The organism is Streptomyces sp. NPDC088350 (assembly GCF_044753545.1).
Lineage (GTDB): Bacteria > Actinomycetota > Actinomycetes > Streptomycetales > Streptomycetaceae > Streptomyces.
In genome coordinates, this window is sequence record NZ_JBIVNL010000013.1 from 186,426 (window position 1) to 211,436 (window position 25,011).

Sequence of the window (25,011 nt, forward strand, 5' to 3'; positions counted from 1 at the left end):
GCCTCGCCTCCATGGCTGCGCAGACTGTCGCAAGCACCACGAACCCCGTAGACGCCGTTGATCTCGGCCCCGCCACCGCGCTGTCCTGCCGCGAGTGCGGCCACCGCGTCCCCCTCGGCCCGGTCTTCGCCTGCGAGGAGTGTTTCGGCCCGCTGGAGATCGCCTACGACTTCTCGGCCTACGACACCGAAGAGCTCCGCAAGCAGATCGAAGCGGGCCCCGCGAACATCTGGCGTTACGCGCCCCTGCTGCCCGTCCCCGCCGACGTGGCGACCAAGCCGAACATCAACCCCGGCTGGACCAAGCTCGTCCAGGCCGACAACCTCGCCCGCGAACTGGGCGTCGACGCGGGCAAGCTGTTCGTGAAGGACGACTCCGGCAACCCGACGCACTCCTTCAAGGACCGCGTCGTGGCGCAGGCCATCGAAGCGGCGCGCGCCTTCCACTTCACCACCCTCTCCTGCTCCTCCACCGGCAACCTCGCGGGCGCCGTCGGCGCCGCCGCCGCGCGCGCCGGTTTCCGCTCCTGCGTGTTCATCCCGCACGACCTGGAGCAGGGCAAGGTCGTCATGGCCGCGATCTACGGCGGCGAGCTCGTCGGCATCGAGGGCAACTACGACGACGTGAACCGCTTCTGCTCCGAGCTGATCGGCGACCCGGCCGGCGAGGGCTGGGGCTTCGTCAACGTCAACCTGCGGCCGTACTACGCGGAGGGTTCCAAGACCCTCGCGTACGAGATCTGCGAGCAGCTCGGCTGGCGGCTCCCGGACCAGCTGGTCGTGCCGATCGCCTCCGGCTCGCAGCTCACGAAGATCGACAAGGGGCTCCAGGAGCTGATCAAGCTCGGGCTCGTCGAGGACAAGCCGTACAAGATCTTCGGCGCGCAGGCGGAGGGGTGTTCGCCGGTGTCCGTCGCGTACAAGGCGGGCCACGACGTCGTACGGCCGCAGAAGCCGAACACGATCGCGAAGTCGCTGGCGATCGGGAACCCGGCGGATGGTCCTTACGTGCTGGATATCGCTCGGCGTACGGGTGGGGCCGTGGAGGACGTCACCGATGAGCAGTGCGTGGACGCGATCAAGTTGCTGGCGCGCACGGAGGGTATTTTCGCGGAGACGGCGGGCGGGGTGACCGTCGGTGTGGCGAAGAAGCTGATCGACAACGGTCTGCTGGACCCGACGCTGACCACGGTTGTGCTGAACACCGGGGATGGTCTGAAGACGCTGGACGCGGTTGCCGGGACCGGGCTCACCGCGACGATCCGGCCGAGTCTTGAGTCGTTCAGGGAAGCGGGGCTCGCGTCCTAGCGTCGTTCTTTGACTGCGGGTCCGTGGGGGCTGGTCGCGCAGTTCCCCGCGCCCCTAAAAAAGCAGCTGACCGGAGGTTTTACCGTGAGCGTTAGTGTCCGTATCCCCACCATCCTGCGCACCTATACCGGTGGCCAGGCCGAGGTCTCCGCCGAAGGCGCCACCCTCGCCGAGGTCATCTCGGATCTGGAGAAGAACCACGCCGGTATCTCCGCGCGCGTTCTCGACGACCAGGGCAAGCTGCGGCGGTTCGTCAACGTGTACGTGAACGACGACGACGTGCGGTTCGAGCAGGGGCTGGAGACGGCCACCCCGGACGGGGCCGGCGTCTCGATCATTCCGGCCGTCGCCGGCGGCTGATAGTTACCCTAGGTAACGCCGATTACCGAGAGTTCATCGAATTGCCCCCTCCGTGAGAGAAGCGGAGGGGGCAATTCTCTATGGTTGAGCACGGTACAGTTGGGGAACCCGCTCCACTCCGCATGCCGGACGCATATGAGTACCGGCTCCGCGTGCGATGAGAAGTAGCCAAAGTGTGCAGGTCTTTTGTGGCTTATGTTCCCTTTGTGGGGCCCGACTTGCCCTGAAGTCGGATGAATTCTCCGTAAATTCCCGACCGGTCCTGCCCGGAATTCTCGTCGGATTGACCTGTTGCAGACGGCAGTTGGACGGATACATTCGGCCGCGGTCGACGCGTTCCGGCGCACGCCCCCAATCCTGTGGGGGGTGAGGTCTGACCCGGATCCGCGAAGTGCGGGTCCGTGCAAGGGCCAGTAATAGGGGAGTTAGGCATGGCTCAGGGCACCGTCAAATGGTTCAACGCGGAGAAGGGGTACGGCTTCATCGCGGTCGACGGTGGTGCGGATGTTTTCGTCCACTACAGCGCGATTCAGATGGACGGCTACCGCACCCTGGAAGAGGGTCAGCGGGTCGATTTCGAGATCTCGCAGGGTCAGAAGGGGCCGCAGGCGGACATGGTCCGGCTCGCGACCAGCTGAAGCACGCGCCGACGAACAGCAGCGACGTTCTTCGTTCCTCACCGAAGGGCTCGTACTCCTGGGGGGTCACCTCCTGGGGTACGGGCCCTTCGGCATGCCCGCGGGGTGCCTCGCGCGCCCTGTGGAGGAGGGTGCCAGAACCCGAGAGCCGCTTGCACTCGACCATGCCGAGTGCTAATCATTGGCGTTAGCACTCTGAAGGTGAGAGTGATAACGAAGGACCGGGTCGGTGAGGCCCAGCAGGCCAGGTGGTGCAAGGAACCACGGGGCAGGCAGGCCGTCCGTCGCGGGCGCCAGCGCGGTCCGGAGCAATCCACCCCAGTCCGGGAGGACCACTTCACATGGCCAAGATCATCGCGTTCGACGAGGAGGCACGGCGCGGTCTCGAGCGCGGGATGAACCAGCTCGCCGACGCCGTCAAGGTCACCCTTGGCCCCAAGGGCCGCAACGTCGTCCTCGAGAAGAAGTGGGGCGCCCCCACGATCACCAACGATGGTGTTTCCATCGCCAAGGAGATCGAGCTCGAGGACCCGTACGAGAAGATCGGCGCCGAGCTGGTCAAGGAAGTCGCCAAGAAGACGGACGACGTCGCCGGCGACGGTACGACCACGGCGACCGTGCTCGCCCAGGCCCTCGTCAAGGAGGGTCTGCGCAACGTGGCCGCAGGCGCCAACCCGATGGCCCTCAAGCGCGGTATCGAGAAGGCCGTCGAGGCCGTCTCCGGTGCCCTGCTGGAGCAGGCCAAGGACGTGGAGACCAAGGAGCAGATCGCTTCGACGGCCTCCATCTCCGCCGCCGACACCCAGATCGGCGAGCTCATCGCCGAGGCGATGGACAAGGTCGGCAAGGAAGGCGTCATCACCGTCGAGGAGTCGCAGACCTTCGGTCTGGAGCTTGAGCTCACCGAGGGCATGCGCTTCGACAAGGGCTACATCTCGGCGTACTTCGCCACCGACATGGAGCGTATGGAGGCGTCGCTCGACGACCCGTACATCCTGATCGCCAACTCGAAGATCGCCAACGTCAAGGACCTGCTCCCGCTCCTGGAGAAGGTCATGCAGTCGGGCAAGCCGCTGCTGATCATCGCCGAGGACGTCGAGGGCGAGGCCCTGTCCACGCTGGTCGTCAACAAGATCCGCGGCACCTTCAAGTCCGTCGCCGTCAAGGCCCCGGGCTTCGGTGACCGTCGCAAGGCCATGCTCGGCGACATCGCCATCCTCACGGGCGGCGAGGTCATCTCCGAGGAGGTCGGCCTCAAGCTGGAGAACGCGACCGTGGACCTTCTGGGCCGCGCTCGCAAGGTCGTCATCACCAAGGACGAGACGACGATCGTCGACGGCTCGGGCTCGGCGGACCAGGTTGCCGGTCGCGTCAACCAGATCCGCGCCGAGATCGAGAACAGCGACTCGGACTACGACCGCGAGAAGCTCCAGGAGCGCCTCGCCAAGCTCGCCGGCGGCGTCGCCGTCATCAAGGCGGGCGCGGCCACCGAGGTCGAGCTCAAGGAGCGCAAGCACCGCATCGAGGACGCCGTTCGCAACGCGAAGGCGGCCGTCGAGGAGGGCATCGTCGCCGGTGGCGGCGTCGCGCTCATCCAGGCCGGCAGCGTCTTCGAGAAGCTCGAGCTCGAAGGTGACGAGGCCACCGGTGCCGCGATCGTGAAGCTGGCCCTGGAGGCCCCGCTGAAGCAGATCGCGGTCAACGCCGGCCTCGAAGGCGGCGTCGTGGTGGAGAAGGTCCGCAACCTCACCCCGGGTCACGGCCTCAACGCCGCGACCGGCGAGTACGTGGACCTCATCGCCGAGGGCATCATCGACCCGGCGAAGGTCACGCGCTCTGCCCTGCAGAACGCCGCGTCCATCGCCGCGCTGTTCCTCACCACCGAGGCCGTCATCGCCGACAAGCCGGAGAAGGCGTCCGCGCCGGCCGGCGGCGGCATGCCGGGCGGTGACATGGACTTCTGATCGACCCCTTCCGGTTGATCAACGGTCTTGCCGAGGGCGGTACTTCCTGTTCCGACAGGGGGTACCGCCCTCGGGCGTGTCCGGGATCACAGGCCGGGGGACGGGATGGTCGGAAGGAGGGGGTTGGCCGCGAGGTGGTTGTTGGCGCATGATCGATGCATACGCACATACCACCCGGTACCTGGTGTCTGGTACCTGGTCTTCCGAGGAGCCCCCACACGTGTCTACGACCGCCCCCGCCTCCCGAGCGGCCGAAGTCCTCGCCCGCCCGATCACCCTCAACGGCCTGACCGTCCCCAACCGGATCGTCATGGCGCCGATGACCCGCCAGTTCTCGCCGGGCGGGGTGCCGGGGGAGGACGTGGTGTCGTACTACTCCCGTCGTGCCGCCGCGGGCGTGGGCCTGATCGTCACCGAGGGGACCTACGTCGGTCACGAGTCGGCCGGGCAGAGCGACCGCGTCCCGCGCTTCCACGGCGCGGAGCAGCTCGCGGGCTGGGCGAAGGTCGCCGAGGGCGTGCACGCGGCGGGCGGCACGATCGTGCCGCAGCTGTGGCACATCGGCATGGTCCGCGAGCAGGGCCAGCCGCCGTACGCGGACGCCCCCGCGGTCGGCCCCTCCGGGCTGCGCATCGGCAGCGACGAGGTCACCGGTACGGCCATGACGCAGCGGGACCTGGACGACGTCATCGGCGCCTTCGCCGAGGCCGCCGCGGCGGCGGAGCGGATCGGTTTCGACGGCGTGGAACTCCACGGCGCGCACGGCTACCTCCTCGACCAGTTCCTGTACGCGGGCACCAACCGCCGTACGGACGCCTACGGCGGTGACGCGGTCGCCCGTACGAAGTTCGCGGCGGAGATCGTGGCGGCGGTCCGCGAGACCGTCTCTCCCGACTTCCCGATCATCTTCCGCTACTCGCAGTGGAAGCAGGACGTCTACGGTGCCCGGCTCGCCGAGACCCCGGAGGAGCTGGAGTCCATCCTGACCCCGCTCGCCGCGGCCGGCGTCGACGTCTTCCACGCCTCCACCCGCCGTTACTGGCTCCCCGAGTTCGAGGAGACCGGCTCCGACCTCAACCTCGCGGGCTGGACCAAGAAGCTCACCGGCAGGCCCACCATCACCGTCGGCTCGGTCGGCCTCGACGGCGACTTCCTCAAGGGGTTCCGCGGCGAGGGCGCCCCGCTCAAGGGCATCGACGACCTCCTCGACAGCCTGGAGCGCGACGAGTTCGACATGGTCGCGGTGGGCCGGGCGCTGCTCCAGGACCCGGAGTGGGCGGCGAAGGTGCTCGCGGGGCGCGTGGACGAGCTGGCGCCGTACGACGCGGCGGCGCTGCGCTCGCTGAGCTGACGCCGACGCCGACGCCGACGCACACATGAAGAACGGCCGGGGCTTTTGGCCCCGGCCGTTCCTGTCGTCCCGTCGCGTCCCGACCGACGTGCTACTCCCGCACCCCCGGGCGGACGCCTACGGCGCCGTCAGCAGGAGTGCGGGCCGGTCTCACCCGAACATCCCGGTGCACGCGGCGTGCAGGGGCACGAAGACCCACGCTCCTTTCAGGACGACGCTGCGCAAGCGGCTTTCCTCCCGTTGCTCGAAGGAGTACTCGACGGCCCGGACAAGGAGCACCGGGATGACCACGCCCGCGAGTACGCCCTCCAGGAACGGCGTACGAGACCCTGAGGAGCGTTGCATCCCCCAGCTGACCGCCATGACGCCCAACAGGACGTACTGGAACGGAAGATCGGTGACCATCTTCTTGTTGGCGGCGGCGAGCCCGGCAATGCCGAGCAGCTCGACCACCACGACTGCGAACAGGGCTATGTCCAACACGCCGACAACGAACCTTTCTCCAGCGAACGGAACTGACGGAAAAGGACCTCAGCGGGTCGGCCGGTCACCACGCCTTGCGGCAGGCGGTCTTGATGTCGTTCCACCCGAAGTACAGGGTGAAGATCCCCTGGACCACGGAGTTGGCGTTGAACCCTTCGCCGCGGACGATCCGTCGGACGACGCGGATGATTCGCTTCGCGCGCTTCAGATCCCTCGAGATCCGGTACGCGATCGTCACGATCTTGGTCCACGAGGTCCAGGGAATGACGCTGAGGATCAGCATCCCGACGAGCATGATGCACCGCCGCTTCCAGTACCAGCTGCTCCACCAGCTCGTACCGTCGAGGTCGTACATCATGACCGGGTCGACAGGGTAGCCGTAGTGATTCGGCGAGCCCTCGACGACCGAGTCGACCTGGAGGAACCGTCCCGTGGACGGGTCGTACAGCCGCAACCCCATCAGCGTGTAACCGCTGAGCGTGTCGCCGGAGCGCTGCTTGGTGCCGGTCCAGCCGTAGCGGGTGGCGGCTGTGTCGTCCTGGACGTTGCCGTACTCGTCATAGTGCTGGACGGTGGCCGCGACGGTGGTGTCCAGCGGGAGCTGGACGGCGATGTCGCCGTGCAGGTTGGCGAGTTGCAGGACGGCTGTGCCGTCGGCGCCCGTGGTGGCGGTGAGGTCACCGGTGAGGTCCTGGACGTTTCGGGTGACGGTGGTGCCGGTCTTCGTCCAGGTGGGGCTGTCGCAGCCGCAGCCGTAGTGGCTGGTCGTGGTGGACGACGTGGTCCAGGTGCCGTCGGTCGCCTGGGTCTGGGCGGTCTGGACGGCGAGGCGTCCGGCGGCGTCCAGGGACCAGGAGTTACGGCTGGTGCCGAGGGTCTCGGTGCGCACCAGGTCGTTGGTGTAGTACGCCAGGGTCGTGCTGCCGCTCGTGGTGGTGCGGCCGAACGCGTCATAGACGTAGCCGGAGTTGGCCAGCCGGTCCGCCGAATCGTACGTGTACGACGTGGTGTTCGCGGTGGTGTCGGAGGTGCTGCTGTCGCAGTCGTCCGAACTCGCGGTCAGGGCCGTGCGGTTGCTGTTCGCGTCGAAGGTGTAGGCGCGGGTGGTGCAGCCGTTGGCGGTGGTGTCGGCGGCCTTCGTGAGGCGGCCGGCGCTGTCGTAGGTGTAGGCCGTTTCCGTCGTCGAGCCGTCGGTCTGGGTGTGGCCGGAGCGGTGTCCGGCGACCGTGTAACCGGCGGTGTCGGAGGCGACGGTGGTGCCGTCCGACGTCGTGTATTCGCGGCCGGTCTGCTGGCCGGCCGGGTCGGTGGTGACGGTGAGGGTGTAGCTGCCGGGCAGGGTCTCCGTCGCCAGCGTGCCGTCGGCGTCGTAGGTGCCGGTGAAGGTGCCCGCGACCGAGTCGGTCAGGGTCTTCAGCTTGCCTGCGGTGCCGTAGGCGTAGGTGACGGTGGACGGCGCCGAGTCGGTGGTCTTCACCGGACGGTCCAGCACGTCGTACGACGTGGTGCTGGTGTTGCCCGCGCCGTCGGCGTACGAGGTCTGACGACCCAGGTCGTCATAGCCGGCCGCGATGGTCTGGCCGTTGGACGTCTGGGTGGCGATCTGCCCGTTGGTCTCGTCGTAGGTGACGGTGGTGGCGGGGGTGTCCGTGCCCGTGCCGCCGGTGATCGCCGTGCTGGTCGTCCGGCCGGCCGCGTCCACCGTGATGGTGGTGGTGCGGGTCACGCTGTTGGCGGTCTCCGCCTTGCCCGCGCCCTGGCCCCATCGGTCGTAGGTGTAGACGGTGGTGACCGCTTCGGTGGGGTTGGTCCCGCCGCCGGTGATCGCCGCCGCGGGCGCGGTCCTGCAGAGCAGGCCGTCCCACGCGACCGAGGCGCAGGTGCCGGAGGCGTCCGCGTCGTAGTACGTGTACGCCAGTGTGCCCGCGTCCGAGCCGGAGGAGCCCGCGGTGCGCGTGGTGGCCACGCGGCCCGCGTCGTCGTACGTCGTCACGAGCGCTGTGGTCCCACCGCCCTCGGTGGCCTTCTCCCGGCCGGTGGACCAGTCGTAGGTGGTCGTGGTCGTGGTGGTGTCGGCGTCGGTGCCGTAGCCCGCGACGGACGCGCCGGTGACCGTGGAGGTCACCAGGTCGGAGACCGCCGCGTCGGTGGGCTTGTTCTCGTCGTAGGTGTACGCCGTGTGGGCGCGGGCCGGGACCACCGTGCCCGCCGCGAGCGTCGACTCGGTGGTGGAGCCGGTCAGTTCCTTCGCGAGGGTGACGGCGTGCAGGGGGCCGTACTCGTCGGTGAGGCGTTCGCCGTCCGTCGCGTACTCGGAGACCGTGGCCAGCAGTTGGGCGCGGTCGGCGGTGGACAGGTTGGTCAGGCCGAGTTCGGCCAGCTCGTCCGCGGAACCGCCGAGTGCCAGCTCGCGGTTGGCCGCGGTGAGATCCGCGACCGTGTTGCCGTACTCGTCGTACTCGGTCGTGGTGAGCGAGCCGCCGGGCCTGGCGGTGTTGGTCTCCTCGCCGCTCGCGTTGATGTAGGTGACGGTCGCGCGGTCGTACGCCGAAGACGTCAGGTCACCGCCGGTGGTGGAAGCCGGGACGCTGTCCGCCGGGAAGACGGCGGTGGCGTCGGTCGGGGCTTCGTCCTGGGCCCAGGTGGCGACCGTGGTGGCGTCCATCTGGTGCGGGGCGGTGGTGCCGGAGAGCGGGACGTCGTAGACGACGGTGGTGACCGCCGTGCCGGACGTGGTGCTGTCCGAACCCTCGGCGAGGGCCGCGCGGGTGGCCTTGAGCAGCATGCCCGCGCCCGCGGTCAGGGCCGAGCCGGCCTTGCCGTAGGTGAAGGTCCAGGGCAGCTCACCGGGGTTGGTGAGGGTCTCCACCCGGCCGTCGGAGTCGTAGGTGTACTCCGTCTTCAGGGCCGGGCTGATGCGCGGGTCCCAGACCTGGCGGAGCTTGCCGGACGCTCCGTACGCGTACGAAGTGAGGGTCTCGGCGGTGGCGGCGGTGGCGGCGGTGGCACCCGGGGTGGTGGCCCACAGCTTGATCGCCTTGACCTGGCCCGTGTAGTCGCCCAGCGCGCTGGACGTGGCGGTGGTGGTGGAGGCGTAGACGAACTCCAGGACCCGGCAGCCCTTGGTGGCGGGCGTCGCCTGGCAGGTGGCCGCGGTGACCGCGCCGGTCGGGGAGATCACGTACTTGGGCCGCGCCAGGGTGGCGGTGCCTGAGGTGATGGTCTCGGAGACGGTGGTGACCGTGGTGTCGTCGACCGCGGTGGCGGAAGAGGACAGGGTCCAGGTCGTCGCCGCGGAGGCCGCCTTCGTGAACACCGTGGTGTTGGCGTCGGTGTCGGTCAGCGTGAACGTCGTGCCGGACAACGTGCCCGTCAGGGTGAGGGTCTCGGCGCCGGTCTGCGGAGTCCAACTCCCGTCCGAGTTCAGCGTGAACGCGATCGCGCCGCCGTCCCCGCTGAGCAGTTCGACGGAGGTCCCGGAGGTCTTGCGGATCTGTGTGTAGTCGCTCGTCGCACCCGTGACGGAGGAGGTCCAGCCGGGGCCGAAGATCTCGGCCTGGCCCTCGGTGTCGGTGGAGTTGGCGCGCGAGGAGTAGGTGCGGCTGACGGAGGCTTCGAAGGCGGTGGCGTCGGTGGCGTCCAGCGTGTAGTCGCCGGTGAGCTGGTTCACCGTGCCGGGGCCGACCTCGGCGGTCGGCGCGGTGCCCGCGTCGCGGTCGAGAGTGACCTCGACGGTCTGCGAGTAGCCGGTGGTGGTGCCGTCGGTGAAGGCTGCACGCAGCTCGATGGCGCCGTCCTCGGACAGCGAACTGACCGTGTTCCAGACCAACTTGGTGGCGGTGCCGCTGGTGACGGCGACCGGCCAGGCGGAGACCGCGCTGCCGGATACGGTGACGTCACCGACCGGGACGGTGTGCCAGGTGTCGGTCTCACCGCGCCGGTACTGCCAGGTCACACCCGTGTAGGTCGAGAGCCCCTTGGCGGCGAGGGTGAGGCGGCGGGCGGTGGTGTCACCGCCGGCCGGGGAGAGGATCGCGGCGCCGTCCGCGCCGACACCGAAGCTGTAGGCGGTGGTTGCGGCGGAGAGGTTTCCTCCGGAGTCGACGGTGCGGGCGTAGAGCGTGTGCCAGCCGTTCGCCGGGGCGATGCTCACGGTGGCGGCGTCGCCGCCGTTGCCGTTGGTGGTGTCCAGCTTCTTGTTCGGCAGGCCGCTGTTGTCCAGGCCCCAGTAGTAGCCGGCGCCGTCGGACGAGGACGTGTCGATGGTGCAGGTGTCGGCGTCGTCGGCCTTGGCCGTCCAGCCGTTCTGGGTGTACGTGTCGCAGGTGACGGTGGGTGCGGCGGGCAGGCCGGTGTTCATCACGAACGTGGTGTAGCCGGTCCAACTGCCGTAGTCCGTACCGTCGTAGGCCCGCACCCGGTAGCGCAGGTGCACACCGGCCGGGAAGGCGGAGGCCGACGGGATCGCGAGCTTCGCGGTCGCGCCGGAGGCGACCGAGGACGACGTGGCGGTGTACGTGTACGTGGTGTCCGCGTACGCCGGGTCGGCCGTGACCTCGAACTGCCCCTTCGTGGCCGACCCGTCGGGGTCGGTGACCTTCGCCGAGAGGGTCGGGGTGAGGGAGGTGACGTAGCGCTTGCCGTTGTAGGCGTTGACCTGCGAGGGCGAGATCGCCGTCGAACTCGGCGTCGCCGGATAGGAGTTGTACGTCACCGTCAGGTGCGGCTCGGTCGAGCCGTCCCCGGAGACGTAGTTGGCGGAACGGAAGCGCCGCCAGGTCAGTGAGTCGGTCTCGCTCGCGCCACGCACCTGGAGGCCGTAGTTGGTCGAACCGTCCGCCCACGCCTGCACGAGGGTGTCGATGTCGAAGTTCATCGTGCCCGCCGGGCAGGAGGTGCTGTAGCCCAGCGCGGCGGTGTTGGTCACCGCGCCGGTGGTCGTGGTGGTGGGCTGGGCGGCCCAGGTGACGGTGGACGACGACCAGGTGGAGGTGATCCGCCGCACCTGCGTACCCGCGCCCGAGGTGGAGCAGGTCGAGGCGTAGTAGGAGTACAGGGCGAGGTTGGTGTCGGTGATGTGCTTGCCGGCGAACTTCGACACGTCGAACTTCAGGTACGAGCGCGCCACATCAGTGCCCGCGTCGTACGTACCCGACTTCAGCTCCGTCGAGGAGACCTGCGAATCGGTGTAGTCCGGTGTCTGCACCCAGGTGTCGGTGGTGACGGCGAGGGTGGAGGTCGGGTCGACGGTGACCGGGTAGGTCAGGTCCTGGGTGAAGTAGTCCGCGCCGGGACTGAGGACCAGGGTCTGGGTGCCGTCGTCGGCGGTCTCGACCTTGGTGGCGACCTTCGCCTGGTACTTCGACTCGCCGGAAGCCTTGTCCTGGGAGGAGTCCCACATCATCGGCGCGGGGGCTTCCGCCACCAGCTTGCCGTCGGCGTTCTTCAGCAGGAGGTGGCCGGAGTCGGCGATCGACAGCTCAAGTCCCTTGAGCTGCATGGGGATTCGGTACACCGGGGCGCTGTCGGGCTTGGCGTCCAGGACGATGTTCTGGCTGAAGCCCTGGGCCAGCGCGGTCACTGTGAGGGTCTGGTCGTCGCCCAGGTCGTAGGAGGCGGTGTCGTCCTTCACCGTCGGCGTGGGGAGTTTCGACTCCCAGCCCAGGCCGAACGACGTGCTGCCCTTGTCGACCGACACCAGCGCCGTGTCACCGCCGTCGGAGACCGCGATGTCGGCCGCGGCGACGTCCGGTTCCAGCGACGCGCCCGTGTCCGACAACGACGTGTCGATGTCCCGCCACGTGCCGCCGGCCACCTGCTGCCGGATCGGCCCCGCGTACGTCGACGTCTGCAGCTCACCACTCGGCAGCGCGTACGTCGTCGAGTCGGCCGTGCGCTCCGACAGCACCTCGATCTTCCGGTCCTGCGACCGCGCCATCAACAGCGCCGCGTCCACTGAATCCGCCGACGAGGCAGCCGACTTGGTGTCCGCCACGGCCGCTACGACCGTGGTGCCCGAGTCGGCCGCGAACGCCGCCCCCGACTCCAACGACACCAGCGCCGTCTCCGCCGCCAGCACGGCGGCCACGGCCAGCGCCGTATGCCTCAGCAAAGCTCCCGATGATCTCCCCCGCCCCCTTGTGGCCGAGAAGACCCTTCTCCCCTTGAGTCCCAACTCAACTCCAGCGATCACCTCGTGACGCCCAGTGCGTCACGAACCGCTGATAAAAGGTCAAGAAACTGTGAGGCGAAGCAAAAGAAAAGTCACGAACTGATCAAAAGCGAGAGCGTCTGGCATACCTGCTCTTGACCCGGGCGGGGTTCCGGATTCCGGAGGCTGTGCTTTCTGTGGATCGACCAAGGGCTGCCTGTCGGACAAGAGGTGCCGAGAGTGGCTGATAAGTGCAAAGCGCCCGGCAGTCTGTGCTGTTGCTGCGGTAAAGATTGTTATTGCCCTGTGATGACCTCGTGGAGGGCTGTGGGCATGCGTGCGTACCGTGAGTCGTATGACCACAGCCTCCCGCGTAGCGACCGTCGCCGATCTGGACGCCGTCGTCGCCACCTTCACCAGCGCCTTCTTCCACGACCCGGTCTGGGGGCCCGCCTTCCCCGACGAGCGGCGGCGGGCCGCGCAGGCGGCCGTGATGTGGCGGGTCTATGCCGGCTCCGCGCTGCGGTATCCGTGGACTCTGGTGACACCGGACGTGGAGGCCGCGGCGGTCTTCATTCCGCCGGGCGGTGTGGAGTTGACCGAGGAGGAGGCCGCCGGGCTTGAGGGGCGGCTGGCCGCGGTCACGGATGCGGAGACGGCCCGCGCGATCACGGTGGTGGGGGATCGGTTCGAGGCGGCGCACCCCGCCGAGCCGTTCTTCTACCTCACGATCCTGGGCACGCACGCCGACCACCGCGGCAAGGGCCTGGGCATGGGCCTGGTGACGGAGGGGCTCGCCCGGATCGACGCGCTCGGCGCCCCCGTCTACCTGGAGTCGACCAACCCGGCCAACATCAAGCGCTACGAGAGCGTCGGCTTCCTGGCTCGTGACGAGATCGTCACCGCCGGCGGCCAGGTGGTCACGACGATGTGGCGGCCGGCCACCCGTTGAGCTGTGGCTATTGGTGAGGGTCCCAACTCGGGCTAACGTGCCGGAACATGAGGATTCTCCATCTGTCCGACACCCACCTGGAGCGCACCGACGCCCCCAACCGGCACGGCGTCAACGCGACGGACTCCCTGCGGTTGATGCTCGCCGAGCTGCGGCATCAGCGGGGTGTGGACGCGGTCGTCGTCACCGGGGACCTCGCGAACGACGGGGCGGTCGAAGCGTACGCGGCTGTGCGGGAGTTGGTGGGCGGGTTCGCGCGGGTGATGGGTGGGGTGCCGGTCTTCTACACGACCGGGAACCATGACGAGCGGGAGGCGTTCGGGAAGGTGCTGGGGAGTGGGCACGAGGCTCCGGACGCCGTGTTCCCGGCGGAGTTCGGGTGTGCCGCTGTCAGTACGGTCGGCGGGTATCGGTTCATCACGCTGGACTCGCTGGTGCCGGGGAAGGTGTACGGGCAGCTGAGCCGGGCCCAACTGGACTGGCTGGAGGAGGAGTTGAGGACTCCGGCCGAGAACGGGACCGTTCTTGCCTTTCATCATCCGCCGGTCAACCTCGGTACGCCGATGCAGCGGGCCTTCGGGCTGCGGAATCCGGGGGAGTTGGCGGACGCGATCCGGGGGAGTGACGTACGGGTCGTGCTCACGGGCCACTTCCACCTCCAGCTCTTCGGGTTTCTGGAGGCGACTCCCGTGTGGGTCACGCCCGGTGTCGTCAACCGGCTGGATCTGACCACCGCGCCCGGCACCGAGCGGGCCGTGCGGGGTGCCTCGGCCTCGCTGGTGGAACTGGGCGGGGAGACCGGGCCGATGTTCCACACCCTCCATGCGCGAGATCCGCGGGCGCACGAGACGGTGTACCAGTTGGACGCGGAGCAGGTTCGGTCGGCACTCGAACGGCATGCGCCGTAGCGGGCTCACGCGACCACGGGGTATAGTGGATCTTGAGCTCGCCGCCGTAACTCCGGCCGGTCGGCGCTGCGTTGGTGGTCCAAGGAAAGACGCCCCGCTTCCTGCGGGGAAATGCAGGTGCAAGGCCTGCCCGGCGCTCCGATGAAGTCCCCGTCCCGCATCGCGCGGGGCGGGGACTTCGCGTTGCGCGTCCACCAGCAGGTTCCCCAGCGCTACAGGTTCCCCAGCGGCTCGATGTCCACGTGCACCGGTGTGCCCCAGACGCGGAGCACCTCGTAGTCCGTGAACTCGTGGACGAGGCGGTACGCCATCGCCGGGCGGGAACCGCGGCGGGCGGCGTTGATGTACAGCTCGGCCTCGTGGCGGTCGCGGCGCGGGGTGCCGCAGAGCTGCCAGGCCTGGCCGTTCCACAGCTCGGGGAGCCAGCGCTGCTGGGCCTGCGGGCGGTCCTCGCGTACGCCGTAGCGGGAGGGCGTGGTGTCGGCGGGCCGGGTGACGGCGGGGCCGTTGAACTCGGAACGGCGGGCCGTGCGGCGCCGGGTCTCGCAGAGCAGGCAGAGGTCGGGGGCGTCGGTGTCGACCGGGCCGTTCGGATGCTCCGGGCAGCGTGTGGTGGGTGCGCCGCCGCTGACGCTGTCGTCCAGCAGGTCGAGGGCGCGCCTGAGATCCGCCTTGACCTCGTGCAGCCGGGCGTCGGGGGTGTCGGACGTGAGCGCCTCGCCGTGCTCGCCGAGGAGGCGGAGGGCGCGGCCTAGGGCGGTCTGCTGGGCGTGGTTCATGGTTCTGTCGACGATAGTCGGGTTTGGGGTGGGTTGGTTGCCCGGGCTCCGTGTGATGGCGGTGATGTTGGTATCAGGCCCGCTTGAGGTCTTCGACGAAGGCCGACCATGCGGGGGCCTGGAAGACCAGCTTCGGGCCGAGGGGGTTCTTGGAGTCGCGGACGGGGACGAGGGCGGGGTGGCCGTCGGCTACTTCGAGGCAGTCGCCGCCGTCGCCGCCGCTGTGCGTGGACTTGCGCCAGCGGGCGACCTCCAGGCAGTCGCCGCCGCTGCCTCCGCTGTAGCTGGACTTGTGCCAGGTTGCTGTGCGGAGATCGTAATCAGGGGTGTTGTTCGCCATGTTCGTAATCCTGGGCCACTGACTCGATCAACGCCAGGGAGTCTTCCGGGGAGAGTGCGGCGGCGGCGAGGAACTCGAAGGTGATCCGGTGGCGGGCGACGGTGGCCGGGTCGTCCTCCAGTCGACCGGTGCCGACGGAGTCGAAGTAGACGAGGGGAGGGGCGTCGTCGAACTCCATCAGTTTCATGCAGCCTTCCATCGAGGCATGCCCTCCCGCGTCGAAGGGCAGCACCTGCACGAGGATCCGGTGCTGGTGGATCAGCCCGGTCACGTGCCGCAAGGCTGCCGCCATCACTTTCCTCCCGCCGGTCTCCCGGCGCAGTACCGCTTCGTCCAGAATCACCCAGAGCAGCGGCTTTGTTGGATGCTTGAGGATGCGGGCACGGTCCACGCGGGCCGCCACCAGCTCGTCGATGTCCTCGTCCGTCGCGGTCGGCCGATAGGCGCGGAAGACGGCACGTGCGTAGTCGGGCGTCTGCAGCAACCCGGAGATGAGCATGGCCTGGTACTCACGGATCGCGGTCGATACCGCTTCCGCCTCCACCGCCTCCGCGAAGTGCTCCGGGTAGCGGGACTGCGCTGCCGCGTGGCAGTTGCGGGTGAAGAAATCGTCCGTGCCGAGGACTTCGTCGAACACGGCGGCGTACTCCAGGTGCATCCGCCGTGTGCCTGCTTCGAGTTGGCCGATGAACGTGCCGCTCACGAAGAGCATCTGGCCCAACTCCGTTTGGCTGAGGCCTGCTTTCTCGCGGGCGTGGCGCAACTCCGCGCCCAGCATCGAGCGGGGGGACGAGGAGGGGTCGAGATCCTTCGGACCTGGCATGGCAACTCCATGTTGAACAGTGGGGTTGTTGGTACGCCGCCTATGGCCAGGTTAGACACCCACCCACCACGCTGTGTTGCGAACAGCAAACTCTGCGTGGAGGTGTAAGGAATGCTGCGGTCGACGGAAGAAGTCGTCGCCTCGCTCCGGGAGGCGCTCACCGGTGTCGGTGTCGTCCTGCCGTCCCTGTGTGTGGACCCGGTGACCGGCGCCGGCGAGGAGCCGTTCGCGCTTGTCGTGCTGGGGCGTTGCAACGTCCGTACCGCCGAGAAGCTCGCGTCCGTGCTGCGCGGGGAACGGCCGCCGGTCGGGGCGCACGCCGTGGACGTACGGGACGGGCGGGTCGGGGAAGTGATGGGGCACGTGGGCGGGAACGTGCAGTTGCGGCCGGTCGGTGGCGGCCGGGAGTGGGACTGTCCGCCGGAGTCGACCGGGCCCGCGGCTCAGGAGGAGGTACTGCGGGCGCGGGTACGGGAACGGAATCGTGAAGCCCGCCTGCCCTGAGCGGACGCCGTGATCGACTGAACCCATGGCCGCACTCCCGCCCCGGCTCCTCCGGGCCCTCGAAGCCTTCAACTCCGCCCACCCCTGGAGCCACAACGCCCACTACCACCCTTGGTTGCTACGGCAGTTGCCCCGCAGGTTCGGGCGCGGCCTGGACGTCGGTTGCGGGAGCGGGGACCTGGCGCGGCTGTTGGCCGGGCGGAGTACGGGTGGCGTGGAGGGGATCGACTCCGATCCCGAAATCATCGCCAGGGCAAGGGAGTTGACCCCGCCCGGCGTCCCCGTGGACTTCGTCGTCGCCGATGCCCCGGCCGGACTCCCCGCCGGCCCCTACGACGTCATCACCTGCGTCGCCGCCCTCCACCACCTCCCGTTCACCGAGACGCTCACCCGCTTCCGCGACCAACTCGCCCCCGGAGGAACCCTGGTGGTCGTCGGCTGCGCCCGCGAGGAGAGTCCCGTCGACCATCTGCTCGCCGCCCTCTCCATCCCCCTGAACCTCGCCAACGGCTGGCTGAAGAACCGGGGTCGCACGGCCGCGTCCCGCCCGGTGTCCATGACCGCTGTCACCCGGCCCCCGGAGATCACCTTCGCGGAGATCCGCCGCGAGGCCGCGCGCCTTCTGCCGGGGGCGCGGCTGCGGCGGCGGTTGTTCTGGCGGTACACGCTGGTCTGGCGGGGAGGGAGGGCGGAGGGGTGAGCTGCTGCCGGCCGGGCTCCGAGGACCCGGGTGACTCCGTCACGTCGATCGCGCAGGTGAGCGGTCACCGGAGCAGTCGGAGGAAGTGGCTGAGCCCGTGACTCCGGTGAGACCGAAGGCGTACGTCGCCAGGAAGCCGACCCCGTACCCGGTCAGCAGCCCGCCCCCATAGATCGCCACCGTCATCCCCAGCCCCCTGTTCCCCGCCAGCAACGGGAACAGCGCCCACCCCGATGGTCCGATCGCCGTCGCCCCCACCTTGTCGCCCAGCATCGCGAAGAACCCGACGAACGCCCCGCCCGCCGCCCCGCCCGCGCAGGCGGTCAGGAACGGCCGGCCCAGCGGGAGCGAGACGCCGTAGATGAGGGGTTCGCCGACGCCCAACAACCCTGCGGGGAGCGCCGACTTGATGGTCGTACGGAGTGAAGTGTCGTGGCGCAGGCGGACGTACACGGCGACCGCCGCGCCCACCTGGCCCGCGCCCGCCATCGCCAGGATGGGCAACAGGACGGTGTAGCCCTGCTGTTCGATGAGGGTGGTGTGGATCGGGATCAGGGCCTGGTGGAGGCCCAGCATCACCAGGGGGAGGAAGAGGCCGCCCAGGATCAGGCCCGCGAAGGGGCCCGTGGTCGACAGGAGCCAGTTCGCCGCCGTGCCGATCGCGGTGGAGAGCTCGCCGGCCGCGTACATGAGGCCGTAGAGCGTCGCCAGGCCCGCGATCAGGACCGTCAGGGTGGGGGTGACCAGGACGTCGAGGGTCGCGGGGACCCAGGTGCGGCACCACCGTTCGACGTACGTGCCGAGCAGCGCGGCGGCCAGTGCGCCCAGTACCCCGCCCTGGCCGGGGGACAGGGTCGCCCCGAACGCCGTCACCTTCGCCACCCCGGGGTACACCACGACCGCCGCCACCGCCCCGCCCAGCACGGGCGTCCCGCCGAACTCCTTCGCCGTGTTGTAGCCGACGAAGACCGCGATGAGCGCGAGGAACGCGGAGGCGATGGCGGCGAGGGCGCCCGTCACTCCCGGAAGCCAACCCATGTTGATCAGCAGCCCGTTGAGGCCCGCCAGGACTCCGCAGCCGATCAGGGCCGGGATGAGGGGGACGAAGATGTTCGCCACACGGCGCAGGACGAGCTTGCCGGGGGTCGCGTTGCGCGCCCGTCGCGCCTCCCGCAACTCGGCGCCGCGTGCGGCCAGTTCACCGGCGCTGCCCACCAACTTCTCGAACTCCGGGGTCACTCGGGCCACCACCCCCGGCCCCAGCACGATCTGGTATGTGTCGTCGTCCACGACCCCGAGCACGGCGGGCAGCGCCCGCAGCGCCTCCTCGTCCACCAGCGACCGGTCGGCCAGGCCGAGGCGGAGGCGGGTCATGCAGTGGGCGACGGAGGTGACGTTCGCGGGGCCGCCGACGAGGGGGAGGAGGGCGGCGGCGATGGTGTCGTACGAGGGCGAGGTATCCACCCTCCGAGCCTGCTGGTCAGGTCGTCGCCGCTGTCAGCGCCGCGCGCAACCGGCCGCCGGACTCCTCCAGAAGGCGGGCGGCCGTCGGGCCGTCGACCCCGGCCAGGACCACCAGGATCGCGTTCTTCACCTCGCCGTCGGTCGCGGCGAGGGCCCGCTCGATCTCCGCGTCGTCCGCTCCGGTGGCGAGCGCGACGATACGGCGGGAGCGGGCGCGCAGCTTGTCGTTCGAGGCGCGTACGTCGACCATCAGGTTCCCGTACGTCTTGCCCAGCCGGATCATCGTGATCGTGGACAGCATGTTCAGGACCAGCTTCTGGGCCGTGCCCGCCTTCAACCTCGTTGATCCGGTGAGGAGTTCGGGGCCCACGACGACCTCGATGCCGTGCTCGGCGGCTGCGGCCAGCGCGCTGAGCTCGTTGCAGGACAGGCCGATGGTCAGCGCGCCTTCGCTCCGCGCGTGTTCTACGGCCGCGATCGCGTACGGGGTGCGTCCCGAGGCGGAGATGCCGACCACCGTGTCGTCGGGGGTGAGCGCGAGCGCGTCGAGGTCGGCTTCGGCCAGTTCGCGGGAGTCCTCGGCGCCTTCGATGGACGTGACCAGGGCTTCCGGGCCGCCGGCGATCAGGCCGACCACCTCGGAGGGGTGCGTGTTGAAGGTGGGCGGGCACTCGGACGCGTCCAGGACGCCCAGCCGGCCGGCGGTGCCGGCGCCCATGTAGATCAGGCGGCCGCCACGTCCCATCCGGTCGGCTACGGCGTCGATCGCGGCGGAGATCTCGGGGAGGCGTTGCGCGACGGCGGCGGCGACGGTGGCGTCCTCGGTGTTCATGAGGCGGGCGATGTCGAGGGTGGGGAGTTGATCGATCCCGGCGAGTTCGGGGCGGAAGGCTTCGGTGGTGAGTGACTCCAACTCGGCGCGGAGGTCACGGGGGTTGGACGTGGAGGACATGGAGAAGCGGCTCTTTCCGTTCGTTCTTGTCTGCCGGCCGGTGAGGGCTGGTCGCGCAGTTCCCCGCGCCCCTTGGAAACGCAGGCCGACCGGTGTTCTCCGGGGCGCGGGGCTGTATCAATATGCGGCTCCGCCGCGTGGGCGCGACCAGCCACAACGCACCCGCAGACAACCATGAACCGTCAGCGCCTATGCCGATGCGCCAGTGCCTCGTACGACGCCGACAGCGCCGGTGCCGCCTGTTCATACGTCCGCTGCGCCACCCCGATGAACAGGCAGTCCACGACCAGCAACTGACTGGTCCGGGACGACATCGCCGCCGGCCGCAGCTCGCTCTCCCGGGCCGTGGACGTCGTGAGGATGTGGTCGGCGTACTGCGTCACCGGCCCGTCCGGCCGCCCGGTGATCGCCACGGTCGTGGCACCGTGCTCGAAAGCCACCCGCAACGGCTCGATGACGTCGCCGGTGGACCCGGAGTGGGTGATCGCGATGGCCACATCGCCCGCCTTCAGCTGCACGGCGTTCGTGACGGCGAGGTGCGGGTCGCTGTGGGCGTGGGCTATGAGTCCTATGCGCAGGAGTTTCTGGGTGAGGTCCTGGGCGACGAGCCCGGACGCCCCGACGCCGTACACGTCGGCGCGGCGGGCGGCGGCGAGGGCGGTGACGGCCGCGCCGAGCTGCGCCGTGTCGAGTCCGGCGGCCGTGTCGGCGAGGGTCTGCTGCTCGTCGTAGGCGAGTTTCGCCACGACGTCGGCGATCGGGTCGTCGACCGCGATGTCGGTGGTGAGGGCGGGCGCGCGCCCGGACTGCTGCTGCGCGGCGAGGCCGGCCAGGGCGAGGCGCAGGTCGCGGTAGCCGGGGTAGCCGAGGACGCGGGCGGTGCGGACGACCGTGGCCTCGCTGGTGCCGGTGAGTTCGGCGAGGCCGGTGACCGTGAGCGCCGCGCAGCCGGCCGGGTCGCCGGCGACGGCTTCGGCGACGCGCTGCATGGAACGGGTCATGGAGGGGGCGAGGGTGCGCACCTTCGCGGCCAGCGCGGCAGGTGGCGTGCTCCCGGAACTCCCGGAGGCGCTTCCGAAAATTTCCTTCACGTCCTGGGTCACCTCTGAAAGATATTTTCGGGGCGGTGGTCCGGTCAAGAGTGCGCACAATGGGTGCATGGCACCCAGTAGTCCCAGCAGTGATCCCGTCAGCCCCCTGGAGCAGGCGCTGCACGCCGCGCGCGCCCTCGTGCTCGCCGATCTGGCCGCGGGCGAGGTCGTGGCGCCGGACGTGGTGTCCATGGTGGAGGAGTCCGTCGTGGAGCGGCGGTGGTGGGTGGAGCAGTGGCCGGAGGGTGTGGAGTACGTCGCCGGGCTGGTCGCTCAGGACGTGCAGGACGCGCTGCTGGAGGCGTACGGACGCTGGCCGCTCTGCCCGGTCTGCGCGTCCGGCGACCCGCACGCCCTGGAGGTCGAACCGGAACTCGGCCCCGACCCGCACTGGGTGTGCCACAAGGCGGGCGTGAAGGTCGCCGCGGTGGGAAACCTGGGGTCCTTGTGACCGTCTACATCGACCCGCCCACCTGGCCGGGCCACGGACGCCTGTGGTCCCATCTCGTCAGCGATCTCTCCTACGAAGAACTCCACCTGTTCGCCGAGGAGTTGGGCGTGCCGCGGCGGGCCTTCGAGCGCGATCACTACGACCTTCCCTCGCATCGTTACGCGGACGCGGTGGCCGCCGGCGCGGTGGAGGTCAGGAGCCGGGAGGTGGTGCGGCTGCTGACGGCGGCCGGGCTGCGCAGGCCCAAAGGGCGTCCTCAGCGGCCGAGTTCGTAGGCGAACTCGTTCTCCTCGTCGTCCTCGCTCACCTTCTTGAAGCCCACGCGGGTGACGACCGCCTGGGAGGCGAGGTTGCCGCGGTCGATCGTGGCGAAGACGGTCCGTACGTCGTCCCTGGCCAGCGCCCAGTCGCACAGGGCGCGCAGGGCCTCCGTCGCGTAACCCTGACCGCGGGCGCCCTCCGCCAGGTCGTAGCCGATCTCCGTGCGGCCCTCCTCGTCGGGTACGCCGTGGAAGCCCATGCCGCCGACCGCGCGGCCGTCCTCGCGGCGGACGAGGGTGAACACCCCGAACTCCGGGCGGTGTACGCCCCCTTCGTACGCCTTGCGCAGGAAGGTCGCGGCCTCCCGGGTGCCCTCGTACGGGCCGCCCTCGATCCACGCGAACCCGCCGTCGCCGCCCGCGACCAGGTCGGCGGCGGCGGCCGGGTGGACGCCTTGCAGGGTGAGGCGTTCGGTGGGGACGACGAGGTTGTTGTGCCAGCGCCACTCGGTGACGGGGGCGCGGCCGGGGAGTTCGCCGCGCCCGGTCGCCCACAGCAGGGTGCGCCAGGGGTCGGCGCCGGGGCGGACGTGCGGGAAGATCCGGGTGAGGACGAACTCGCCCAGTTCCGGGGCCGGTTCGTAGGCCAGGCCCAGGCCCTCGGCGATGTCGTGCGTGTGCAGCAGCACCTCGGCGGTGCCCATCGCGGCGAAGCCCTCGCGGTTCGCGCTGCGGAACGGGTACGGGTGGAAGGCGCGCACCTCGCGGGGAGTGGTGCGGATCGCGGCGGCGAGCAGGGCGCCGGTGGTCTCGATCACGTCCAGGACACCGGAGTCGTCGGTGCCGTCGTCGAGGGCGAGGCCGAAGGGGACGTAGGCGTGCTGGGCGCGTCCGGCCAACTGGCCCGCGTACGCGAGGAGAACACTCGCGATGTGCGTGGCGGTGAACCGGCAACTGCACTCCAGCCGTCCCGCCTTGGTGTTCTCCCAGTCCTGGCCGGTCGCCGTCCGGAGCCGCGCCACCGCCCCCGCGACGGCCGCCTCGACCTGTTCCCCGCCGATGTCTCGCATGCGGGCAGGGTAGTGGTGGGGGCCGTTCACGGCGACAGCATTTCCAGCTCGCCGCGCAGGTTGTACCGCGCCGTCGCCTCCCACTCCGCCGACCCGTACGGCGTCCTGAACAGCCGTGGCAGCGCGAGGAGTTGGCGCAGGATCGCCGAACGGCCCTCCCGGAAGGCGTCGTTGGGGACGAAGTGGTACTCCTCGCGGACGGCGGCCGTGTACGCGGCGTACGCGGACGGCGGTGCGGCCAGGATCGCGAGGTCGGCGTCGCACAGGACCTGGCCGTCGCGGTCGTCGTCGGCGGGGGCGTGTGTGACCGTGAGCCGGACGAGTCGGGCGACCTCGGCGGTCCTGTCCTGCGGCACGCCCGCCTCGGCCAGGGCCCGCTCGGCGAGCCGCGCCGACCGTTCCTCGTTCTCGGAGCGGTCGGGGAGATAGACCGCGTCGTGGAACCAGGCCGCGAGGCGTACGACGTCCGGGTCGGCGGCGTGCTTCGCCAGGACGTCGACGTGGTCGAGGACCGCGGTGAGATGCGTGAGGGTGTGGTAGCGCCGCTGGGGCTCCTGCCAGCGGGCGAGGAGGTTCTCGGCGTAGGGCTCGGGGTCGGGTCCGCCGGCCGGCGCGCGGGCCCCTTCGAGGGCGCGGGTCCAGCGGGCGCGGAGGGCGTCGAGATCGGCCATGGCGAGATCGTCTCACCCTCGCCCACGGCCCGCGGGCACACCTGATGCGGCCTCAGAACACTGCGGTTACAAGGCTGTTGAGATTTCACTCATACTGTGTGATCAACACGGCGCTCGTCAGTGCGCCTTACGCAATGGAGAACATCACGATGCGTCTGCTCCACTCCGCCACCGCTCTCGCCGCCACGTCCGTGCTCGCCCTGGCGCTCACCGCCTGCGGAAACGGCAGTGGCAACGACGCCTCGGGCGAGAAGTCGTCCACGCCGACGTCCTCGTCCTCGGCCACCGAGGGCGGCGGCGCCACGGCCGAGAACGCGGGTGCCACCAAGGACGCGGGCAGCGGCAGCGGCACCGGCACCGGCAGCAGTGCCGCGGGCAGCGGCACCGGCGGCGGTACGGGCAGCAGCGGTGGCGGCACCGGCGCGAGCCGCTGCCACACCGCCGGGCTGGGCTTCTCGTTCGGCTCCGGCGACGGCAAGATCAGCAGCTCGGACGACCAGCAGCAGCTGGCCGTGGTCCTGAAGAACAAGACGTCCGCCGCGTGCACCGTCCAGGGCTTCCCCGGCGTCGACCTGAAGTCCGCCGGGGGCAGCTGGTCACTGACCCGCAGCGGTGCGACGCCCAAGAAGGTCACCCTGGCCGCCGGCGACAGCGCGACGTTCACCATCACCTTCCTGCCGTGGACCCAGGGCAGCGGAACCGAGTTCAAGGCCACCTCCGTCGTCGTCACCCCGCCGAACGAGACCACCTCGGCCACCCTGACCTGGCCCGGCGGCAGCGTCCTGCTCCAGGACGGCGCCACGCATCCCGGCACCTACACCGGCCCCGTCGGCAGCTGAAGGCCTGCACCGGCACGCAGGGCGGTGAAGGCTGTGGTCCGCTCTCACCCTTCTCGCCCGCGTGACCCGTAAGAGCGGCCACCAGCCCCTCCCGAACATCTTCACCTGGCGGACAGCCGCCGGGGGCGATCTCGCGCCCCTCCGGCCTCCCGCGTACCCTGAGATTGGACTAGACCTGTAGCCGCTCCAGGGAACACGACGGAAGGGGTCCTATGAGCACGCGTGCAGTCCTGGAGGTGATCGCCCTCGGCGCCGAGGACGCGGTCGCCGCCCAGGCCGGAGGCGCGGACCGTCTCGAACTGGTCACCGACATGGCGGCCGACGGACTCACCCCGCCGGTCGAGACCTTCACCGCGGTCCGCGCCGCCGTCGACATCGACCTGCGCGTGATGCTGCGCCTCGCGGACGGGTTCGCCGCGGGTGACGTGCCCCGGCTGGTACGGGCGGCCACGGAACTGCGGGGCGCGGGCGCCGACCAGTTCGTACTCGGGTTCCTCGACCCGGACGGCTGCGTCGACCTGGCCGCGGTGGAACGCGTCGTCGCCGAACTGGACGGCTGCGCCTGGACGTTCCACCGCGCGATCGACCGCGCCGCCGACCGCGACGCCCTGCGCAAGCAGCTCGCGGACCTGCCCGGACTGGACACCTACCTCACGGCCGGCTCGGCGGCGGGCGTCGACGACGGCCTCCCCACCCTGCTCCGCGAGGCGGCACTGCGCGGCGAACCCGGCTACGAGCAGCGCGTCCTGGTCGGCGGCGGCCTGCGCCTCGCCCACGTACCGACCCTGCTCGCCGCCGGCGTCGACGCCTTCCACATCGGCGGGGCGGCACGGCCGGAGGGCTGGGGACGGCCGGTGTCGACGGCGGCGGTGGCGGAGTGGCGGGCCGCCGTCGACCGCGGATGACGCCGGACGAAGACCATGGGCGCCTGCTCGGCGCCCAGCTCACATGCC

At 70.0% G+C, this 25,011-nt stretch carries 23 protein-coding genes; 13 read left to right on the plus strand and 10 right to left on the minus strand.

Annotated features, from left to right (window positions below; all coding sequences use genetic code 11):
• Nucleotides 1-11 precede the first annotated feature (11 nt).
• From thrC to ACIQBL_RS38535, 5 genes are all read left to right on the plus strand, one after another.
• On the plus strand, nucleotides 12-1,307 hold the full coding sequence (gene thrC / locus ACIQBL_RS38515; RefSeq protein WP_401950893.1) for a threonine synthase: 1,296 nt from the start codon (nucleotides 12-14) through the stop codon (nucleotides 1,305-1,307).
• 84 nt (nucleotides 1,308-1,391) lie between these two features.
• Nucleotides 1,392-1,667, plus strand: coding sequence for a MoaD/ThiS family protein (locus ACIQBL_RS38520; protein ID WP_033281229.1), 276 nt, complete (start codon nucleotides 1,392-1,394; stop codon nucleotides 1,665-1,667).
• 431 nt (nucleotides 1,668-2,098) lie between these two features.
• On the plus strand, nucleotides 2,099-2,305 hold the full coding sequence (locus ACIQBL_RS38525) for a cold-shock protein (protein WP_019057200.1): 207 nt from the start codon (nucleotides 2,099-2,101) through the stop codon (nucleotides 2,303-2,305).
• A gap of 341 nt (nucleotides 2,306-2,646) precedes the next feature.
• Entirely contained in the window at nucleotides 2,647-4,269 is a 1,623-nt protein-coding gene (gene groL, locus ACIQBL_RS38530; RefSeq protein WP_401950896.1) for a chaperonin GroEL, read from the plus strand.
• Between the two features lie 220 nt (nucleotides 4,270-4,489).
• A complete protein-coding gene (locus tag ACIQBL_RS38535; RefSeq protein WP_401950899.1) occupies nucleotides 4,490-5,620 on the plus strand; it encodes an NADH:flavin oxidoreductase in 1,131 nt (376 codons plus the stop codon).
• 150 nt (nucleotides 5,621-5,770) lie between these two features.
• Here the strand turns inward: ACIQBL_RS38535 and ACIQBL_RS38540 are convergent, their stop codons facing one another.
• Both ACIQBL_RS38540 and ACIQBL_RS38545 read right to left on the minus strand, forming a co-directional pair.
• On the minus strand, nucleotides 5,771-6,103 hold the full coding sequence (locus ACIQBL_RS38540; protein ID WP_401950901.1) for a hypothetical protein: 333 nt from the start codon (nucleotides 6,101-6,103) through the stop codon (nucleotides 5,771-5,773).
• Between the two features lie 64 nt (nucleotides 6,104-6,167).
• Nucleotides 6,168-12,215, minus strand: a complete 6,048-nt coding sequence (locus ACIQBL_RS38545; protein WP_401950904.1) for a DNRLRE domain-containing protein — start codon at nucleotides 12,213-12,215, stop codon at nucleotides 6,168-6,170.
• Between the two features lie 394 nt (nucleotides 12,216-12,609).
• Between ACIQBL_RS38545 and ACIQBL_RS38550 the strand changes: the two genes are divergently transcribed.
• Complete coding sequence (locus tag ACIQBL_RS38550; RefSeq protein WP_401950907.1) at nucleotides 12,610-13,206, plus strand: GNAT family N-acetyltransferase; 597 nt, start codon at nucleotides 12,610-12,612, stop codon at nucleotides 13,204-13,206.
• A gap of 47 nt (nucleotides 13,207-13,253) precedes the next feature.
• Nucleotides 13,254-14,114, plus strand: a complete 861-nt coding sequence (locus tag ACIQBL_RS38555; RefSeq protein WP_401950910.1) for a metallophosphoesterase family protein — start codon at nucleotides 13,254-13,256, stop codon at nucleotides 14,112-14,114.
• A gap of 212 nt (nucleotides 14,115-14,326) precedes the next feature.
• On the opposite strand, the gene ACIQBL_RS38560 is transcribed toward ACIQBL_RS38555, so the two are convergent.
• From ACIQBL_RS38560 to ACIQBL_RS38570, 3 genes are all read right to left on the minus strand, one after another.
• A complete protein-coding gene (locus ACIQBL_RS38560; protein WP_401950912.1) occupies nucleotides 14,327-14,893 on the minus strand; it encodes a hypothetical protein in 567 nt (188 codons plus the stop codon).
• Between the two features lie 73 nt (nucleotides 14,894-14,966).
• Nucleotides 14,967-15,233 (minus strand): DUF397 domain-containing protein, encoded by a 267-nt coding sequence (locus tag ACIQBL_RS38565; protein ID WP_401950914.1) that lies wholly within the window; start codon nucleotides 15,231-15,233, stop codon nucleotides 14,967-14,969.
• The gene (locus ACIQBL_RS38570; protein ID WP_401950917.1) at nucleotides 15,214-16,056 is read right to left on the minus strand and encodes a helix-turn-helix domain-containing protein; all 843 of its coding nucleotides are present in this window, start codon (nucleotides 16,054-16,056) and stop codon (nucleotides 15,214-15,216) included. Before ACIQBL_RS38570 ends, ACIQBL_RS38565 begins: the two co-directional genes overlap by 20 nt.
• Nucleotides 16,057-16,167: 111 nt before the next feature.
• Here ACIQBL_RS38570 and ACIQBL_RS38575 point away from each other — a divergent pair, with 111 nt between their 5' ends.
• Both ACIQBL_RS38575 and ACIQBL_RS38580 read left to right on the plus strand, forming a co-directional pair.
• Nucleotides 16,168-16,560, plus strand: coding sequence for a hypothetical protein (locus tag ACIQBL_RS38575; protein ID WP_401950920.1), 393 nt, complete (start codon nucleotides 16,168-16,170; stop codon nucleotides 16,558-16,560).
• A gap of 25 nt (nucleotides 16,561-16,585) precedes the next feature.
• Entirely contained in the window at nucleotides 16,586-17,260 is a 675-nt protein-coding gene (locus ACIQBL_RS38580) for a class I SAM-dependent methyltransferase (protein WP_401950922.1), read from the plus strand.
• 39 nt (nucleotides 17,261-17,299) lie between these two features.
• Here the strand turns inward: ACIQBL_RS38580 and ACIQBL_RS38585 are convergent, their stop codons facing one another.
• The 3 genes from ACIQBL_RS38585 to ACIQBL_RS38595 all read right to left on the minus strand — a co-directional run bounded on the left by ACIQBL_RS38585 (nucleotide 17,300) and on the right by ACIQBL_RS38595 (nucleotide 20,779).
• Nucleotides 17,300-18,724 carry a PTS transporter subunit EIIC gene (locus tag ACIQBL_RS38585; RefSeq protein ID WP_401950925.1) on the minus strand — a complete coding sequence of 475 codons (1,425 nt, stop codon included), beginning with the start codon at nucleotides 18,722-18,724 and terminating at the stop codon, nucleotides 17,300-17,302.
• A gap of 16 nt (nucleotides 18,725-18,740) precedes the next feature.
• Nucleotides 18,741-19,676: an N-acetylmuramic acid 6-phosphate etherase gene (gene murQ, locus ACIQBL_RS38590; RefSeq protein ID WP_401950928.1), complete on the minus strand. Its 936-nt coding sequence runs from the start codon at nucleotides 19,674-19,676 to the stop codon at nucleotides 18,741-18,743.
• Nucleotides 19,677-19,858: 182 nt separating this feature from the next.
• Nucleotides 19,859-20,779, minus strand: a complete 921-nt coding sequence (locus ACIQBL_RS38595) for a MurR/RpiR family transcriptional regulator (protein ID WP_401950931.1) — start codon at nucleotides 20,777-20,779, stop codon at nucleotides 19,859-19,861.
• A 55-nt stretch (nucleotides 20,780-20,834) separates the two neighbouring features.
• Between ACIQBL_RS38595 and ACIQBL_RS38600 the strand changes: the two genes are divergently transcribed.
• Both ACIQBL_RS38600 and ACIQBL_RS38605 read left to right on the plus strand, forming a co-directional pair.
• Nucleotides 20,835-21,218 (plus strand): hypothetical protein, encoded by a 384-nt coding sequence (locus tag ACIQBL_RS38600; protein WP_401950933.1) that lies wholly within the window; start codon nucleotides 20,835-20,837, stop codon nucleotides 21,216-21,218.
• A complete protein-coding gene (locus ACIQBL_RS38605) occupies nucleotides 21,215-21,493 on the plus strand; it encodes a DUF4031 domain-containing protein (RefSeq protein WP_401950936.1) in 279 nt (92 codons plus the stop codon). Before ACIQBL_RS38600 ends, ACIQBL_RS38605 begins: the two co-directional genes overlap by 4 nt.
• On the opposite strand, the gene ACIQBL_RS38610 is transcribed toward ACIQBL_RS38605, so the two are convergent.
• Entirely contained in the window at nucleotides 21,475-22,548 is a 1,074-nt protein-coding gene (locus ACIQBL_RS38610) for a GNAT family N-acetyltransferase (RefSeq protein WP_401950939.1), read from the minus strand. The genes ACIQBL_RS38605 and ACIQBL_RS38610 overlap by 19 nt on opposite strands.
• Before the next feature lie 26 nt (nucleotides 22,549-22,574).
• Nucleotides 22,575-23,219, minus strand: a complete 645-nt coding sequence (locus tag ACIQBL_RS38615; RefSeq protein ID WP_401950942.1) for a hypothetical protein — start codon at nucleotides 23,217-23,219, stop codon at nucleotides 22,575-22,577.
• A 149-nt stretch (nucleotides 23,220-23,368) separates the two neighbouring features.
• Here ACIQBL_RS38615 and ACIQBL_RS38620 point away from each other — a divergent pair, with 149 nt between their 5' ends.
• On the plus strand, nucleotides 23,369-24,058 hold the full coding sequence (locus ACIQBL_RS38620) for a DUF4232 domain-containing protein (RefSeq protein ID WP_401950945.1): 690 nt from the start codon (nucleotides 23,369-23,371) through the stop codon (nucleotides 24,056-24,058).
• 212 nt (nucleotides 24,059-24,270) lie between these two features.
• On the plus strand, nucleotides 24,271-24,963 hold the full coding sequence (locus tag ACIQBL_RS38625; protein WP_401950948.1) for a copper homeostasis protein CutC: 693 nt from the start codon (nucleotides 24,271-24,273) through the stop codon (nucleotides 24,961-24,963).
• Nucleotides 24,964-25,011: the final 48 nt, after the last annotated feature.

What these genes read in the sequence shown, in the direction of transcription:
- thrC (WP_401950893.1), top strand. Translation starts at nt 12, where the DNA reads ATGGCTGCGCAGACTGTCGCAAGCACCACGAACCCCGTAGACGCCGTT.
- ACIQBL_RS38525 (WP_019057200.1), top strand. Translation starts at nt 2,099, where the DNA reads ATGGCTCAGGGCACCGTCAAATGGTTCAACGCGGAGAAGGGGTACGGC.
- groL (WP_401950896.1), top strand. Translation starts at nt 2,647, where the DNA reads ATGGCCAAGATCATCGCGTTCGACGAGGAGGCACGGCGCGGTCTCGAG.
- ACIQBL_RS38550 (WP_401950907.1), top strand. Translation starts at nt 12,610, where the DNA reads ATGACCACAGCCTCCCGCGTAGCGACCGTCGCCGATCTGGACGCCGTC.
- ACIQBL_RS38555 (WP_401950910.1), top strand. Translation starts at nt 13,254, where the DNA reads ATGAGGATTCTCCATCTGTCCGACACCCACCTGGAGCGCACCGACGCC.
- ACIQBL_RS38560 (WP_401950912.1), bottom strand. Translation starts at nt 14,893, where the DNA reads ATGAACCACGCCCAGCAGACCGCCCTAGGCCGCGCCCTCCGCCTCCTC.
- ACIQBL_RS38565 (WP_401950914.1), bottom strand. Translation starts at nt 15,233, where the DNA reads ATGGCGAACAACACCCCTGATTACGATCTCCGCACAGCAACCTGGCAC.
- ACIQBL_RS38570 (WP_401950917.1), bottom strand. Translation starts at nt 16,056, where the DNA reads ATGCCAGGTCCGAAGGATCTCGACCCCTCCTCGTCCCCCCGCTCGATG.
- ACIQBL_RS38575 (WP_401950920.1), top strand. Translation starts at nt 16,168, where the DNA reads ATGCTGCGGTCGACGGAAGAAGTCGTCGCCTCGCTCCGGGAGGCGCTC.
- ACIQBL_RS38580 (WP_401950922.1), top strand. Translation starts at nt 16,586, where the DNA reads ATGGCCGCACTCCCGCCCCGGCTCCTCCGGGCCCTCGAAGCCTTCAAC.
- murQ (WP_401950928.1), bottom strand. Translation starts at nt 19,676, where the DNA reads ATGTCCTCCACGTCCAACCCCCGTGACCTCCGCGCCGAGTTGGAGTCA.
- ACIQBL_RS38600 (WP_401950933.1), top strand. Translation starts at nt 20,835, where the DNA reads ATGGCACCCAGTAGTCCCAGCAGTGATCCCGTCAGCCCCCTGGAGCAG.
- ACIQBL_RS38610 (WP_401950939.1), bottom strand. Translation starts at nt 22,548, where the DNA reads ATGCGAGACATCGGCGGGGAACAGGTCGAGGCGGCCGTCGCGGGGGCG.
- ACIQBL_RS38615 (WP_401950942.1), bottom strand. Translation starts at nt 23,219, where the DNA reads ATGGCCGATCTCGACGCCCTCCGCGCCCGCTGGACCCGCGCCCTCGAA.
- ACIQBL_RS38620 (WP_401950945.1), top strand. Translation starts at nt 23,369, where the DNA reads ATGCGTCTGCTCCACTCCGCCACCGCTCTCGCCGCCACGTCCGTGCTC.
- ACIQBL_RS38625 (WP_401950948.1), top strand. Translation starts at nt 24,271, where the DNA reads ATGAGCACGCGTGCAGTCCTGGAGGTGATCGCCCTCGGCGCCGAGGAC.